This is a genomic window from Sulfolobales archaeon (assembly GCA_038897115.1).
Classification (GTDB): Archaea; Thermoproteota; Thermoprotei_A; order Sulfolobales; family AG1; genus AG1.
Genome location: JAWAXC010000012.1, coordinates 1 through 15,689, shown reverse-complemented (window position 1 = coordinate 15,689; position 15,689 = coordinate 1). Strand labels below are relative to the sequence as shown.

The 15,689-nt window shown below is 44.3% G+C and carries 14 protein-coding genes; 8 read left to right on the top strand and 6 right to left on the bottom strand.

Annotation, left to right across the window (positions count from 1 at the left end; genetic code table 11):
* The first annotated feature begins 162 nt into the window (after window positions 1–162).
* The 3 genes from QXE01_02930 to QXE01_02920 are packed head-to-tail and all read left to right on the top strand — an operon-like array spanning window position 163 to window position 5,412.
* On the top strand, window positions 163–795 hold the full coding sequence (locus tag QXE01_02930; protein MEM4970190.1) for a 4Fe-4S dicluster domain-containing protein: 633 nt from the start codon (window positions 163–165) through the stop codon (window positions 793–795).
* On the top strand, window positions 792–1,925 hold the full coding sequence (locus QXE01_02925) for a hypothetical protein (protein ID MEM4970189.1): 1,134 nt from the start codon (window positions 792–794) through the stop codon (window positions 1,923–1,925). Before QXE01_02930 ends, QXE01_02925 begins: the two co-directional genes overlap by 4 nt.
* On the top strand, window positions 1,918–5,412 hold the full coding sequence (locus QXE01_02920; GenBank protein ID MEM4970188.1) for a molybdopterin-dependent oxidoreductase: 3,495 nt from the start codon (window positions 1,918–1,920) through the stop codon (window positions 5,410–5,412). Before QXE01_02925 ends, QXE01_02920 begins: the two co-directional genes overlap by 8 nt.
* 44 nt (window positions 5,413–5,456) lie before the next feature.
* Here the strand turns inward: QXE01_02920 and QXE01_02915 are convergent, their stop codons facing one another.
* Both QXE01_02915 and QXE01_02910 read right to left on the bottom strand, forming a co-directional pair.
* Window positions 5,457–6,395 carry a hypothetical protein gene (locus QXE01_02915; GenBank protein ID MEM4970187.1) on the bottom strand — a complete coding sequence of 313 codons (939 nt, stop codon included), beginning with the start codon at window positions 6,393–6,395 and terminating at the stop codon, window positions 5,457–5,459.
* Window positions 6,392–6,643: a hypothetical protein gene (locus QXE01_02910; protein MEM4970186.1), complete on the bottom strand. Its 252-nt coding sequence runs from the start codon at window positions 6,641–6,643 to the stop codon at window positions 6,392–6,394. The genes QXE01_02915 and QXE01_02910 overlap by 4 nt, the downstream gene beginning before the upstream one ends.
* A 321-nt stretch (window positions 6,644–6,964) precedes the next feature.
* Between QXE01_02910 and QXE01_02905 the strand changes: the two genes are divergently transcribed.
* The gene (locus tag QXE01_02905; GenBank protein MEM4970185.1) at window positions 6,965–8,101 is read left to right on the top strand and encodes a Xaa-Pro peptidase family protein; all 1,137 of its coding nucleotides are present in this window, start codon (window positions 6,965–6,967) and stop codon (window positions 8,099–8,101) included.
* Window positions 8,102–8,167: 66 nt separating this feature from the next.
* Here QXE01_02905 and QXE01_02900 read toward each other — a convergent pair whose 3' ends face one another.
* The 4 genes from QXE01_02900 to QXE01_02885 form a co-directional block, all read right to left on the bottom strand.
* Window positions 8,168–9,514 carry a hypothetical protein gene (locus tag QXE01_02900; protein MEM4970184.1) on the bottom strand — a complete coding sequence of 449 codons (1,347 nt, stop codon included), beginning with the start codon at window positions 9,512–9,514 and terminating at the stop codon, window positions 8,168–8,170.
* Between the two features lie 7 nt (window positions 9,515–9,521).
* Window positions 9,522–10,694 (bottom strand): AAA family ATPase, encoded by a 1,173-nt coding sequence (locus QXE01_02895; GenBank protein MEM4970183.1) that lies wholly within the window; start codon window positions 10,692–10,694, stop codon window positions 9,522–9,524.
* Between the two features lie 98 nt (window positions 10,695–10,792).
* Window positions 10,793–11,392, bottom strand: a complete 600-nt coding sequence (locus QXE01_02890; protein MEM4970182.1) for an Lrp/AsnC family transcriptional regulator — start codon at window positions 11,390–11,392, stop codon at window positions 10,793–10,795.
* Window positions 11,393–11,572: 180 nt separating this feature from the next.
* Complete coding sequence (locus QXE01_02885) at window positions 11,573–12,736, bottom strand: alanine--glyoxylate aminotransferase family protein (GenBank protein MEM4970181.1); 1,164 nt, start codon at window positions 12,734–12,736, stop codon at window positions 11,573–11,575.
* A 450-nt stretch (window positions 12,737–13,186) separates the two neighbouring features.
* Between QXE01_02885 and QXE01_02880 the strand changes: the two genes are divergently transcribed.
* The 4 genes from QXE01_02880 to QXE01_02865 all read left to right on the top strand — a co-directional run bounded on the left by QXE01_02880 (window position 13,187) and on the right by QXE01_02865 (window position 15,635).
* Window positions 13,187–13,984 carry a DUF6062 family protein gene (locus tag QXE01_02880; protein MEM4970180.1) on the top strand — a complete coding sequence of 266 codons (798 nt, stop codon included), beginning with the start codon at window positions 13,187–13,189 and terminating at the stop codon, window positions 13,982–13,984.
* A 176-nt stretch (window positions 13,985–14,160) separates the two neighbouring features.
* A complete protein-coding gene (locus QXE01_02875; protein MEM4970179.1) occupies window positions 14,161–14,310 on the top strand; it encodes a hypothetical protein in 150 nt (49 codons plus the stop codon).
* Entirely contained in the window at window positions 14,295–14,579 is a 285-nt protein-coding gene (locus tag QXE01_02870) for a hypothetical protein (protein ID MEM4970178.1), read from the top strand. The genes QXE01_02875 and QXE01_02870 overlap by 16 nt, the downstream gene beginning before the upstream one ends.
* A gap of 531 nt (window positions 14,580–15,110) precedes the next feature.
* Entirely contained in the window at window positions 15,111–15,635 is a 525-nt protein-coding gene (locus tag QXE01_02865) for a hypothetical protein (GenBank protein MEM4970177.1), read from the top strand.
* Window positions 15,636–15,689 lie beyond the last annotated feature (54 nt).

Here is a 15,689-nt window from a genome sequence, read left to right as displayed (position 1 = left end):
ATATTATGATTTTTAGTATATCCACATATATGTATAGAAAAAATTATAATAATCTCGGAGTTATTAAAAAAGAATATCGGTTTCTCACGTGATTTTTTAAGGGAAAAAGAATAGTATTCTATGGAGGGTGACTTAATGGTAAATATGACGCGGAGAGAATTTTTGGCTGTCTCTAGTAAAACCGCGGTAGCGCTTGTAGCGATCAGCTCCCTCTCAACTACTCAGGCTGAGGCTCAAAGGGCTAGGAGGCGTTTTGCGATGTATATAGATGTATCTAAGTGCTATGGATGTTATGCATGTATGGTTGCTTGTGCTGCAGAGAATAATGTGCCTGTAGGGGTGTTTAGGACATGGATAGAGAGACATGTGAGAGAGGACGGCACTATCTATTTTGTACCTAAGCAGTGTAATCATTGTGCCAACCCTCCATGTGTTAAGCCATGTCCAACAGGGGCTACATATGTAAATGAAGACGGCATTGTCTTGGTTGACTACAGGAAATGCATAGGATGTGGAGCATGTGTAACCGCATGTCCCTATGGGGCTAGATATATGAACCCCGTGACAGGTGTTGTTGATAAATGCACATTCTGTAACCATAGAATTTATATGGGGAAGCTACCTGCATGTGTTGAGGCATGTCCAACAGGGGCTAGGGTCTTCGGAGATCTGAATGATGGAAAAAGCGAGTTAGCGAAAATAGTTGAGAAGAATCCGGTCCAGGTTCTAAAGCCTGAATATGGGACGAGGCCTATGATATTCTATAGAGATCTACCGGGGGTGGCGAATCTATGAGTTGGAGCTGGCCCTCATACCCCGAGGGATATGCATATCCTAATGAATTTGTCGAGCCCATAATCTGGAAGCCTGTGATAGTTGGTTATACATTGCTGATAGCCATAGCATCTGGGCTAGCTATAATAACCAGCTTAGCAGTGATTCTTCGTCATAAGCCTCTACTAAGGTATGTACCTCTCATGAATATACTAGGGGTATCTGCATATCTAGTCCTCCTCCTCGGCCCTCTAGCAGATCTTAGGAGGCCTGATCATGCGATCCAGATCTTCCTCTCACCCCATATACTTCCAACAAGCTCAACACCCGGCATAGCTCCCATAGCTATATTTGCCCTGCTATGGCCCGTGACTTTCATAGTATTCTCTCTAACGACTCTATTGATCCTCTCAGGAGATCTATATTCTAAGGGAGGCCTCCGAAGATTACTAGCTCTCGGCCTAAAGAGCGAGGCTGATTACGAGAAATACTATGGTGTAGCCAGAATAGCAGCGGTTCTCCTCCTTATACTCGGCCTTGTATGGGCCATGTACTTCCCAGGACTTCTATTCACAGCAGAGGCTAAGCTACAGCTATATAATATATACCCATTACTCCCAATCACATATCTCCTTGGGAGCCTGATAGCAGCGATCTTCATAACCTCAATAGCATCTGCCCTTATTAGAATACCTCTAAGCACTTCCCTAGCAACTATCCTCGCAGCATCTGCATTCGCATCTATAGCTGTGAAGCTTATCGAATACTTCAGAATCTCCGTAATGCTCTCAGGCATGCCTGTAGTTAGCTCCCTCATAAATGTATCGGAACCTCTGATCGCCATATCAATCGCTCTACTCGTATCATCCATGATCATCGCCCTATACTCTATGAAGAAGGCTTCAACATTACCGCTAGCCTCAGCAATAGGGTTCCTAGCTGTGATCATCGATAGATGGATATATGCGGTAACCATACAGCAGGTTTCTAAAACAGGCTTTGCGATCTTCCCAGCCCATATAGATCTTGTAGAGGAGCTCCCCATAATCTCTCTATTCGCGTTATTCATAGGCATAGCATTCATAATATCCCTCATACTTCCCCTGCGAAGCGTTGTTTTAGAGAAGCTCGGGGGTGGGGGATATGAGTAAAGGTCTAGATAGGAGAACGCTTATAAAAGGCATTGTAGGGGTAGCCCTGCTTGGTGCTGGTCTAGCCACATACTGGCCCGTTATAGAGAAGATAGTTAGGCCTAAGTATGTAGAGGTACAGCCAGATCCCAACACTGGATCTAATGTTAGATATGTCCTCTCAACCTGCCTAGGATGTAACGTTAGATGCGGGATCAAAGCTAGAGTGGTGGATTATGGAGGTATAGAGGTAATTGAGAGGATAGAGGGTAATCCGTATCACCCATACAATAGAGCTGTAGCCCTTAACAATAGGGTTTATAGACTCGCGCCCCTGGCATATAGAACCTCTATTGAGGAGGCAATGTCTAGATGGCATGGAACTTTATGTCCTAGAGGGCAGGATGGGATACACTATGTATATGATCCATATAGGGTTATTAAGCCTCTGAAGAGGGCTGGGCCTAGGGGTAGTGGTAAGTGGAAGGCTATAACATGGGAGCAGCTGATAAGAGAAATAGTTGAGGGAGGGATAATCGAGGAAACTGGTGAGAGGCTACCTGGGCTGAGGGACTTCTATGTTGCTGGTAAACTGAGACAAGCAGGTTTAGATCCAGTTAAAACTTTATCTGATATGAAGAAAGACGTAGATGTGATCCTAGCTATTGCTAAGGATCCCGCTAAGACTTATGAAGATCTCGTTAAAGCGATCAACGACTTCAAATCCAAATGGTCGAGGATACTTGGAGAAAGGGGTTTAAGGCTTGAGGATATATTAATAGATCCGGATAGACCAGACCTAGGAACTAAAGCTAACATGGTAGTCTATATAAGGGGTAGGGGGCAGGATAATGCTGATTTCTTCACATCCAGATGGATCACAGCGTTTGGTAGTGTTAATTGGCTAAGGCATACATCAGCATGCCAGCTAGGATATTATGCAGGCAACTATCTATGGTGTGGATATTCTGACCTTCAGGTTGATGTAGTCAGTGCCAAAGTAGTTATTGCAGCAGGTATAGGCCTTGGCAGGGTTCATCCAGGAGCAACTGGCCATGGTATCCTTGTTGAGCGGGCTGCTGAGGGAGATCTAAAGCTATACTATGTGGATCCACACGCACCTAGAACAGAGGCTAGAGGTAATATAATATGGATACCAGTTAAGCCAGGCCATGATGCTGCTCTAGCATTAGCTGTGGCTAGGGTTTTAATAGAGAATCGGTGGTATAATGAGGAGTTTCTGAGAATACCCAATATAGCATCAGCTAATAAGCTCGGCTATCCAGTGCATACAAATGCAACATGGCTCGTCATATTTGAGGAGGGGCATCCCAGATTTGGTGAGTTTTTAAAGGCTCGGGATGTGGGGATTGAAGATGCTGATAAACCAGTAGTGAGTGTTGAAGGAAAGCTCCTCACATATGATAAAACAGATTTCGCAGATCTAGAGGTGGAAATGGTTGTCAGGCTTAAGACAGGTGAGAATGTCAGGGTTATAAGTGCTTTCAAAATATTTAAGGACTATGTCTTCTCAAAGAGTTTCGAGGATTGGCTCGAGCTAGTAAGCCCATATAAGAGGGGATCCAGAGAGTTTAACGAATATGTTGATAAGGTTAGGCTAATGGCTAAGGACTTCGCCGAAGCAGCACCATATGCAGGGACCTATATACATAGAGGAGTCGCTATGCATCCGAATGGAGAGTACAATACATGGGCATATAGGATTCTGGATACGCTTATAGGGAACTTCCATAGAAAAGGAGGATTATTGGGGAGGCCTGGCACAACAGCATATACAAACTATATATATACACTCGTACCACCGCCTGAAGCACCAACCATATGGGGACCACCTATTGATAGACATAGATACGCCTATGAGGATACCCTTGAATACTGGCTTAGGGTAAAGAGAGGCGAGAAGCCCTATCCAGCTAAGAGGCCCTGGTATCCACATACACCTGAGGAATCCTATACAGAGTTCTTTGCTGGAGCTGCCGAGGGATACCCCTACAGGATCGGGGCTCTCATACTTTACTACGCAAACCCTGTGCTAAGTGCTAACTACGGTGTTAAATTCATAGAGGTTCTTAAGGATACCTCTAAGATACCATTATTCATAGGGATAACAACAACTATTAACGAAACATTTCTCTACGCAGATTATATAGTTCCTGACACAACATATCTAGAAACAGGTACAAATGGGATCCAATATCTCTATGCAAGCGGAGCCGGTGTTATGATTGCTGAGGGATGGAGAAGCCCTGTTATAATGCCACTAACAGAATACATAGGACAGTGCCCCAACGGTCATCCAAGATATGCTTCGATGTGGGAGTTCTTTATAGATATTGGCAAGGCCCTTGGCATGCCTGGCTATGGAGACAACGCTATACCAGGTACCAAGGGCAGGGTGCATGAGGGCAAGGTTTTCTCAATGCATTGCTTCTGGGAATTTATACTCAGATCTTTTGCTAACGCAGCCATACATGCAAAAGATATGAAGATAATACCAGAGAACGTGCCTTCCGAGGATATAGAGTTTGTTGAGAAGAACTATCCAATAGCTAGGTTCAAGGATATAGTTCCAAGGGATGAGTGGATATATATAGCGTATAGCCTTGCCAGAGGCGGGGTCTTTGTAAGCTATGAAGATAGCTTTGACAAAAGAGGGATCTCTAGAAGAAGTGTGCCAGGCGATAAGGTGTTGAGATTCTGGAACGATAAGCTGGCAAAGACTAGGAACAGCATTACCGGCGAGCCATTCTGGGGAGGCCCCAGATACTTCCCACCAGCAACATATGCCCCCATAACTGCTTCTATCGCTAAAGAGGATAGATGGTTACATGGAACACCAATTAGATCTATCTATACCGAGAGGGATTATCCATATTTGCTATATTTCTCAACAGGCCCGCTACTCACTAAGCATAGAAGCACCTTCTATTACTGGATAAGACAGATCCTCCCAGAAAATTTCGCAGTGATACATCCTGTAGATGCTGAGAAGCTAGGTATCGAGACCGGAGATGTGATTAGAATCGTAACACCAGCAGGATATATCGAAGCTCCAGCTGTTGTAGAGGCAACAACAGCTCCTGGAACAATTCACGTTCCATATGGACTTGGCAGATGGGCAGATACCGTTATAAAGAAGCCAAGCTACTTCAAGCTTGAGGGCGAGTTATCCAAGTTAGTAGAAGAGCTTCCAAGTGAAGCTATAATCCCAGAAGATGCTGTGAATCCTGTGAAGAAGCTACCTGAAACAGTGAAAAAGATCTTGTTTACTAAGAGCCCAAGCGATTACTATGAGAAGGGGCTATCCATTGATAAATGGAGATTCAATGGAGTAACACCTAATGTGGTAGAAATGTTTGATCCCTCACTAGGAAACTGGCCTCTGCAATCATGGATCGGAGCCTCACAAGTATATTACGGAGTACCGGCAAGGATAGAGAAGACTGGTAAGAGGCATAGGTTCGAGGCGCCATTCATCGTATGGTAGATCAGAGATTTTTATATCGATAAAAATATTTTTTATTTTAATAATTATATATAGATTATAATATCCAGGTTATCAACTATATCTCTATACCTATTTCTTATCGTTACCTCAGATATCCCCAGAAGATCTGCCATTGCTTTTTGAGACCTCTTATTCTCTAGGATTATCGATGCTAGATATACCGAGGCCGCTGCGGTTCCCTCAGGGTTCTTTCCAGACGCAGATGTCGGGTCTACCTTTATAAGTACATCGAGGATTCTTTTTGAGAGAACCACTATATCATCGCTGAGGCCTAGAGAACCGGCGATCTTCGGTATATATGTTGCTGGAGACATAGGCGATCTCGAGGTGGGATCCCCCTTCTCCCTACTCTTCCTCTTAAGCTCGTTAAATATCCCAGCCCAGGATAGCTTCTTCGTTGCGTTGTGTAGGCTCTTCTCATCTATCCTTAGGGTCTCTCTAAGCCTTTTAATTTCGAGGGGTATTCCATAGATCTTGCATACCTCCGCTATCATCGCCCCAACAGTTGCGGCTAGGGTGTTCCTCCTCAGGAGATTCTCCTTAGAAGCCTCCTTGATCATCATGCCAACTGTCTCGGCAACAAAGTCTGGAAGCCCTAGCTTTGCCACAGCATCATTCATAATCATCTTTGCCTCCACCTCCTTCCTAGCTCTATAGTCAGTTGGTTTTCTAGTAGCTGTATTGAGCCTGCTATATTTCCTCCCAATAGAGCCCCTAGGATCTATATAGCTTGTGAGGCCCGCATCGTGAACCTTATGGGTTAGCTGGGGGCCGACCCTGCTCCTAGCTATCTTATCCTCTGGGCTATATTCCCTCCACTCCTTTCCAAGGGATACGACGCTCTCCTCTATCACAAGGCCTGTTCTAACATCTATATACTCGCCCCTATCATAGTCGTATATAACCTCTCCTCTAGCCAGTAGCTCGCTAAGATCTATTTTACCCTCTATATCTGTGCTCATCTAGATCTCCTCCTAACCTCATATAGAATCTCGTCCCCGACCCCCACCGAGGCATCCTTACCAAGCTTGATCACAGCGTATGGAGAGGATACAGGGCCTATAACATCGTTCACAACCCCTATAACCTTCCCCGACTGCTTATGAATGGCTTTAGCACCTATAGATGGTATCTTAAGAGGATCTCTTATCCTCACAACCACCTGATCCCTAACTATAGATGTGACCTCGCCCAAGAGGGTGAGCTCCAAGTGATACACCAATATGGAATATTACATAAATATTACTTATAAAAGGATACACATCAAAGGGGATTAGATAGATACCTAGAGATTCTGCTAAAAACACGGTAATCCCAGCCAGAGAAGATATGTGAATACAGGCATAATCCCCTTATAAGCCCGATATATCCGTAGGAGGCATGCTTATACATCTGTATAGAGACTTATAAAGATATATATCGAGAACATATAGGAGATCAAAAATAGGCATATCTATAGCTAAAGGCGTTTATCAAGAGAGCATCGAGGATCTATGGCTTATTACGAATATATTAAAAATGATTGGTAAGAGTGTATAGGGACGAAGGAGTGGGGGCTCCAGAGGAGATAGCTAGAGAGCTTGAGAGAAGGGCTAGAGCTGCCTCAGAGGCTATGAGGAGGATGGGTATCGACTATATAGCCTTAACCCCATCCCCCAATTTCAGATATCTAGCGGGCTTCTCTGAGGAGAGCTATGAAAGGCTAATGCTGCTTCTAATGAACTCAGATGGAGAGAGGATCCTCATAGCACCTAGGCTAGCTAATATACCTAGCTGGGCTGGGGGGTACATGGATATACTTATATGGAGTGACTCCGATGACGTTAGCACCTTTATCGAGAGGGCTGCTAGAAGGCTTAGGATATATGGTAGGAGGGGTGCTTTCGAGGATACAATGGATCTCAAGATCTACCTATACCTCAGAGAAATATTATCACCGATATCTACATATCTAGCATCAGAGATCCTTAGGGATCTAAGGGCGAGGAAATCCCTATATGAGGTTGGGGTTATAAGGAGGGCTGTAAAGGCTGCTGAGAATATCTTTGAGGAGATCTATAGGATCCTAGCTCCTGGCATTACAGAGAAGTTTCTAGCATCACAGCTCTCCAGCATAATAGCTTCGATGGGCTTTGACGAGGCATTCAAAGCAATAGTAGCGTTTGGCGAGAACACAGCGAATCCACACCATATACCAGGTGATAGAAGACTAGCATATGGGGATCTAGTTCTAATAGATCTAGGGGTGTCTGTGGAGGGCTATATATCGGATCTCACAAGGCTCTACCATCTAGGCCCAATCCCAGATAAGGTTAGGGAGAGGTTTTCACAGCTATCAACATGCTTCTCAGAAGCCATATCATCTATATCCCCAGGTGTGAGAGCCTCTGAAGTAGATCTTAGGGTTAGGAGCTGCCTAACAGAGTACGGGTTGAAGGAGAATATACTCCATAGAACGGGACATGGCATAGGGATAGAGGTTCACGAACCACCCTATCTATCTATAAACTCAAGCGATATCCTTGAAAAGGGCAATGTATTCACGGTGGAGCCTGGGATATATTTTAGAGGTAGCTTCGGCCTCAGGGTTGAGAGCGATGTGGCGATCCTAGATAATGGTGATGTAATTATATTGGATAAGATATCCAGAGATATAATCCAGATATAGGGGTTATCCTTACCTATTACCTCTTCCCCGCCCTGAAGGGCGAGGCTTTCAGTTATAACCCTTGAGCTATAGCTCTAGAACTTCTAGCATCTCCTTATTGCTTAGCTTAGCTACCTTGAAGTACTTAGCACTGATCCTCCTGAGATCCGGGTTCTCACCCATAACCATAACAGTTATTAGCCTTAGATTATTCTCCTTCAGATGCCTCCTAACCATGTTCTCAGCTATCCTATCCTCACCGTCTGTTATCAATATAAGCTCTCCAAGGCCCTTCATCTTCAGCTCCGAGACGTCTTGGCACGCAACTATAATGGATCTCGTTATATCTGTCCCCCCACCGCTCTTTATCCTAGCTAGATAGTCCATCAGCCTCAGGGTTTCGCCGGGCTTGCTAGATCTAGATACCTTTATAAGGCTATATGGTGCTGAGTCGAAGAACCTTATTAGGAATGGCCTACCCTCCCTCCTAGCCCTCATAAAGAGAGCTATCGCCGTTGCCTTCGCCCACCTTATCTTCTCACCATCCATGGATCCCGATTTATCTAGGAGAACATAGAGGGGCCCGTAGTCCTGTCTCACAACCTTCTCATATAGGATCAGCTTGCCAGTTGCCCACTTATATAGAAGAACCCAGCTGGCCTCCTCATCCTCGAAAAGGGCTAGCTCGGATCTAGATGCCCTCTGTATGTGGGAACCCCTTATATAGCCAACAACCTCTCCCTTAGGTGATTTAATTGTTTTCCTCCTGAATCTAAGGGTCATATCCTCTATAAAGCTAAGGCTATCCAGTAGCTTCTGAACATCTGTGTTCCTAGCTAGCCTGAGGATATCGCTGGAGTTTTCTATCATCTCCAACAGAGATCCAGTCCCTGCTTGGGTTCCCATGGAGAGATGCTCTAGCTTGGAGATATTCTCTAGCTCGTTCCCAACCTTTCTAAGAGCGTTTCTAATAGCATCCCTAATACTAGATCCTCTTTTATCTCTATCACCACCCTCATCCCCCTCCCCCTCCCCCTGATCCCTTTTCTCACTCTCCCCACCACCTTCTCCCCCTCCCCCTTGCTGTGGGCTGAGCTCGTTTAACAGGTGTTCTAGGAAGCTGGCACCCACTATTATAGATCTACCGCTGTGGGCTATCGTGTAATACCTTATCTTCCTAGCCTCCTCACTGCTTAGGATCTCCCTCGCGATCATATATCTAAGCATTGTCCACGGATCCAGCTCGCCCTTCTTGGGAGGAACTAGTATGGGGAATGGGAGGTAGAAGAGGTAGAAAACATCTATCCCAAGATCTGTGTTGATCGTATCAGCCCTCTTAGATCTTGAGAGTTTCTTAACAATCTCTACCAGCTTATCCCCTCTATACCTCACAAGAGGATCATCATATCTTATACCAGCAAGTATACCTGGCATTATATCACTACTCTATCCTCTTCCTTATCTTCTCCATTGCAGTACTTATAAGCTCTATCACCTTCTTCCCATATGCCTCGACATTCTTATCCCCACTCTCTATTATTATAGCTGATACCCTCTCCCTAAGGGCCTCTAGATCTCTGTAGATCTCGTTGAGCCTCTCCTCGTAGAACCTAGATAGCGTAGTTCTAGCCCCTGGGGTGATTGGTTCTGCATAGCCATAGCTCGCTTGGAATGAGCTTATATAGTTCATAAGCTCCTTAACATTTCTCTCTATATCCTCCAGCTCTCTCAAATACATATATGGGGTTTTAAGCTCTTCATGAAGGATCACATTCACCTTCTCAAACTCATCTATATCCCTTGGAGCTACATATTTAAGCACAAGAAGATCCTCCTCCAACGCCTTTGTCCTCCCATTTAGGATTGCGTTCGCAGCAATCACCTTAAGCGTCTTACCCTTCCTCCTATCCGTTATATGTATGCCCTTCGACTCGAGTATTGCGAAGAGCTTTATCAACTTAGGCTTGATCCCCTCGAGATCTACTTTAAAGACCTCGTCCCTTATACTCATAAGATCCTGCATTAGGAGGACAGGCTCCACATCAACGATATCCTCTCTCTTCTCGTTCTCCCACTCCTGGTTCAGAAGATCCTTCCAGAGATCATCTGGCACCGGCTTAACATGGTGTCTCAAAAGCATTCTATCGTATATCGCGGCAAGCTCCGGATCATCTGGAACCTCGTTAGATGCTGCGAACAAGCTCCACAGGGGAACCCTTATCGCAGCTCCAGCCTCGTAGTATATCCTCTCATTTATAATCGATAATATGCTGTTGAGAATGCTTGAGCTAGCCTTGAAGATCTCGTCTAGAAATGCTATCTCAGCATCGAGCAGGGTTCTCGTGATCACCCTCTTAAACCTCTTCTCATCTATAAAAACCTTTATATCCACAGGGCCGAAGATCTCGTCGGGCTCTGTGAACTTGGTTAGGAGGTAGGAGAAGAACCTAGCGTTTAGAAGGGCAGCGGCTCTCCTTATAAGGGCGCTCTTAGCCGTTCCAGGCTCTCCTATCAATAGAGCATGCTCCCTCGTCATGAGTGCGAGAGTAACTACCTTGGTCTCCTCATCCCTACCAACGAATGGCTTTACAAGCTCTCTCTGGAACCTATTTATCTTCTCGGTCAGCTCTTCGAACCTTGGAATTTTTCCTAACCCCCTTAATCACTTTATCCGCGTTCCAGCCTAATATTCCTTCTGATCCATGTCCACCGCTATGCCTGTAAAAGCCTCTTCTTCTGGAGATATGCCTCTGCACACTCCTTGCCGTGGAATGTCTTTATCCCATCCCCCAGCTCAAGCACATAGGGGGATCCGATTATAACGCCGCCGCAGAATCCACATCTATATATAATAGATATCCCTGGCTTCTCAGGCACCCAGGGCTTCTCATAGATCTGATCAACATCTATGATCTCAGCATCGGGAGCCTCCCTCCTAACCATATCGATAACCTCCCTAGCACCCTCAGAACCAACACCCCTTACAAGGGCTACTATTGTATCCCCAGCCCTTGATATATAGACCCTCTCCACAGCTGGATGCCTATAGAGGGACTCGGCAAGCTTAGAAGACCCCCTATGCCTGATCAGCACGAGGCTCGATGACACCCCCTCAAGCATGGACATATCAACCCTCGCAACACAGCCCCTTATAATTCCGAGCTTCTCCATAACCTCGATCCTCTTCCTAACCATGGGAGAGCTCAGACCAACCTTAGAGGCTATATCCTCGAGCTTCTCCCTACAGTTGCTAGAGAGTATCTTCAGAATCTCTATATCCATAGCATCGAGACTCTTTTTAACCCTAACCAAATTATCCCCAAAATATATTTCACAAATAGATATATTAATACAACACATGTAGACCGAGCAGTATAAACAAGTTAACCCAGATCCTCTTGCAACCTCTTTCAAAAGCTAGATAAAAGCCCTTTCAACAGCCTCTAAGGCTATGGGGGCGAAGAGACTATAAAGATATGTGGATTTGAAAAGCTATTTAAACACATCCTCTATAGCCTCGACAGCCTTTGAGATGCTAACATCGAGACCCATATCTCTTAAACCCCTTGCAAGGGCTGTATAAGCTTGGATAAGATGTCCTCTAGATGCCTGGATACCCATATGCCCGATCCTCAGAACCCTCCCCTCCAGCCTATCCCAGCTCCCAGCCAGCATGACACCATATTTCCTCCATATATGCATCCTAAGCCTAGCCTCATCAACACCCCGAGGCACTAGCAGTGCTGTAACAGTTGGTGATGAATCATCTATAGAGGCTGGAAACGGCTCTAGGCCTAGGGATGCCGCGGCCTCCCAAGAGGCTTTTCTAGCAAGCTCATGCCTTCTAAATACATTCTCAAGCCCCTCTTCAAATAGGATGTTCAGAGCCTCATCAAGGGCATAGATCAGGGGGTCGCTCATGGTGTAGGGGAAAACGCCTTTGCCATCCAGCATGTCCCTCCATGATTTGAGGGAGAGGTATATGCCTCTATAGCCTGTCCTCTCAATCCTATCCCAAGCCCTTTTAGAGATAGCCATTATGGTAACCCCTGTTGGCGCGTTCAGAGCCTTCTGAGAGCCTGTGATGAGAACATCAACGCCCCATTCATCAAATTTAACCTCAACCCCTCCAACGCTTGAAACAGCGTCTACAACTAGATAAGCACCCCTATCCCTTGCGATCCTAGCAACACCCCTTAGATCGTTTAGAAGGGCTGAGGGGGTATCGCAGTGGACAAGGGTTATAAGATCTGCATCCTTGTTCTTCTCAAGGGCCCTCTCGAGATCCCCGAGATCAACAGATCTCCTCCAATCATTAGAGGCGACTAGGATAGGATCACCACCATATGCCCTAACAATATCGGCGAATCCCTCGCCATATACACCATTAGCTATCACAACAACCTTATCGCCTCTCCTAACCATGTTAGCAATAGCTATTTCAAGCCCCATCAAAGCCTCCCCAACCATTAGATATACATCAGATCTCTGTGCAGATATGAGATCCTTAACCCTCCCCCTAACACGATTATATAGATCGAGGAACTCTGGATCCAGATCAGGATTAGTTGTCTCCCTAGCCATTGCAAGCCTAACCCTATAGGGGATCTCAGTAGGCCCTGGGGTGATGATATACCTATCCGTATAGATCCTCATGCCAGGGCACCAAAAAAGTTATCTTTAAAAAGCTAAAAGATACCCTGGTCTATAACAACATCGTTATCCAACTCTAACTAACCCTGCTGAGAAGCCATAATTATAAGATTGCCTAGAAATATAGATATTGATGATGAGCTGTCGCTCGGTGAAAGATGATCTAATGAACCTCCGCTGATAAATTGTATAAATATCTTGTTTAAACAAGTTTCCCGTAGCCCAACCTCATCCCCACTCTAAATTATGGGGCTTTCATTCATAACAGATAGGAAAGGCTTTAGTAAAAAGATGTTGGTTTGGATCTTTATAGCTCTCTGTAGTCCGAATTATTTGTGTGTTATGGGTGGCTATTAGATTATGTAGCTTTGCTGGAGTTATCTTAATGTAATAAAATTGATTAGCTCCTCTATACATCTTATAGCAGGTGGGTATATCGCTCTATGTGATAGAATGATCTTTATAAATATATCTGATGCAATGAGAAGCAGGGATAAGAGGTGCCCGATATGCTATCTTTTAGATAGGCTTGAAGATAGATATTATGAGAATCTGCTTTATGAAAATGTTAACGATCCTTCTGTAAGGGAGAACATTAGGATAAGTCATGGTTTTTGCCCTTACCATGCGTTCAAGCTAGCTAACTTTGTAAAGAGATCTCCAGGGATAGACGGACTCGGCTCTACCTTGATATATATTGATATGCTTAAAGATTATATAGACAGGCTAAACAATAGTAAGGATGCCTCTATACGGCTCCGAGAGCCTGGGAAGCTTTGGAGCGGTTGTAATCTCTGTAGCTATATATATGAATTTGAATTGATATATGTAAACGTCTTTACCAACTGCATCAAAGAAGCTATTGCTATATACTTATCCTCATCATCGATACTATGCTACAAACACCTCTATATGATCATTAATAGGCTAAGCAAACATAGCAGGGGTAAACTAATAGATATTCAGATCGAGAAGCTAAGAGCCATACTAAGATATGCCGAGAGGTTTGTTGAGAAGCATGATTATCGCTTCAAAGGACCTATATATGAGGATGAAGCCAGGGCTTGGCTAGACGCTATAGAAATCTTAAAAGGATCTATATCTTCGCAGATAGCTCTAATATCTTCGTATAGAGATCTAGAAGAAAATAATAAGCACCATATATCGCGCAGCCTATTAATCAAATTATATAGATTTGCCAAGATCCTTCGATCCAACAATGTGTTTAGATCCAAAAGATCCCGATATTAAGCAAAGCATATCAATAAATTTATCTTATATTATTGAGGCATCGCCCTCTACGGATCGCTATAAGATGTTAGCAAGATTGACGAGTCTATGCTAGGAAAATAAAACTACTAGGATAGAGGATGTTAAGAGATACTTAAAAATTATGGGAGATAATTATCACAAGGTGAATACTCTTAATGAATGATCCCGAGGAGATCATTCTGAGAAGAATCGAGGAAAAGAGGAGAAGCATTGAACATCTAAGAAGAAGGCTAGAAGAGGTTGAGAAAGATCTCGAAACAATATATTCCCTTCAGGAGGTTTTTAAAAAATGCCTAGAGAAGTAGGGAGCCAGGGAGAAAATAGAGAGACCAGAGAGAACCTCTTAAAAACACTCCTAGAACTATCCTCAGTCGAAGCCTCACTACACTTTAAACTAGCAACGAAACTGGAAGAAGCTAGAACAGAGACGATCAGACTCTCTGGACTTCTCTCCATGTGTGAGCTGAAGGAGAGGAGCGTGAATAGATATAGAGCCATAATTGAGAGAATGATCGACAAATATGTTATAGAAGTTAAACATGAAAACACAAGGCAATTAATTGATAAGGACTAGTAATTTTATTAAAGCCTTCAAAACCTATAATAGATGTTTAAAAGCATTAGAGGCATTGGCAAGTGAGAGACTTTATACCTAATGAACCTGCGATCTATAGGCAAGTGTTGAGAGAAGGCCTTGCCCAAGATAACAAACATAGTGAAAATAACAGGCACAAGCAACCATGAAGAGAGCTGATCACCGCTCTAAAACACGTTGAACCTGGTAGCTCGATAATTAAACTCTAGAGCTAAAAGCCTGACTACTTAAAGCTCCTTCATAAAGAGTTCCCCAGGGGTTTTTGCTAAGCTAGATAAATATCCTGTATATAGAAGTTCCCCACACCTATGATCCGGAGGTCTCAATGGAGGCAGATCGAGGTTATGACTGGAAGCCTCGCCCTCCTAGGACATGGAGAGATTAGTTTCCATAGCCTCGGGCTTAAAACCCCGATCTTATAATACCGCTTTCTAGACATATCTGAGGTCACCTAAACATTGAGAGGCTATGTTTTTTATTAACTCTTATAGCATCTATATCTAGAGGATTATGGCTGAGCATGTCGCATCTATCGGGATAGATGTTATAGCCTCCATACTTACAGAATATGCTAAGAAGATCATTGATAGAGCCGTTAGAGGTGAGAAGCTAAGCGATTGGGAGGTAGGCTTCCTATTGATGGAGGCTACAAGGATGACGCTAGTGGCTAGAATGGACGCGATTGAGAAGAGAATGGCAAGCCTAGAAGAAAGTTTAAAGGCAAGGATGGAGGCTCTTGAGAAGAGCCTATCAGAGAGAATGAGCTCAATTGAGAGGAGAATGGATCTTATTGAGAAGAGGATGGACATGCTCGAGAAAAGGGTTGAAGAGCTTGGGAGAAACCTTGAGAGAAGAATTGGGGAGGTTGAGAAGAACCTAACAATGAGGATCGAGCTCCTAGAGAAGAGGGTTGAAGCCCTTGAGAAAGGGGTTGAGGGGCTAGAGGCTGATATGAAGCAGCTAAGAACAAGCATGGACAGCCTAAGAGATATAGTGATAAACAGACTTGTAGAAGCACTAACAAGAAAAACATAGCATCTAACCATCTCTTCTCCGTTCTGGGAGACGTAGGGTGAAGGCTAAACTCTG

Bases quoted from the DNA above. Each gene is read 5' to 3' on its own strand.
- QXE01_02925 (MEM4970189.1), top strand. From the start codon at position 792: ATGAGTTGGAGCTGGCCCTCATACCCCGAGGGATATGCATATCCTAAT.
- QXE01_02920 (MEM4970188.1), top strand. From the start codon at position 1,918: ATGAGTAAAGGTCTAGATAGGAGAACGCTTATAAAAGGCATTGTAGGG.
- QXE01_02915 (MEM4970187.1), bottom strand. From the start codon at position 6,395: ATGAGCACAGATATAGAGGGTAAAATAGATCTTAGCGAGCTACTGGCT.
- QXE01_02900 (MEM4970184.1), bottom strand. From the start codon at position 9,514: ATGCCAGGTATACTTGCTGGTATAAGATATGATGATCCTCTTGTGAGG.
- QXE01_02885 (MEM4970181.1), bottom strand. From the start codon at position 12,736: ATGAGGATCTATACGGATAGGTATATCATCACCCCAGGGCCTACTGAG.
- QXE01_02880 (MEM4970180.1), top strand. From the start codon at position 13,187: ATGATCTTTATAAATATATCTGATGCAATGAGAAGCAGGGATAAGAGG.
- QXE01_02875 (MEM4970179.1), top strand. From the start codon at position 14,161: ATGAATGATCCCGAGGAGATCATTCTGAGAAGAATCGAGGAAAAGAGG.
- QXE01_02870 (MEM4970178.1), top strand. From the start codon at position 14,295: ATGCCTAGAGAAGTAGGGAGCCAGGGAGAAAATAGAGAGACCAGAGAG.
- QXE01_02865 (MEM4970177.1), top strand. From the start codon at position 15,111: ATGGCTGAGCATGTCGCATCTATCGGGATAGATGTTATAGCCTCCATA.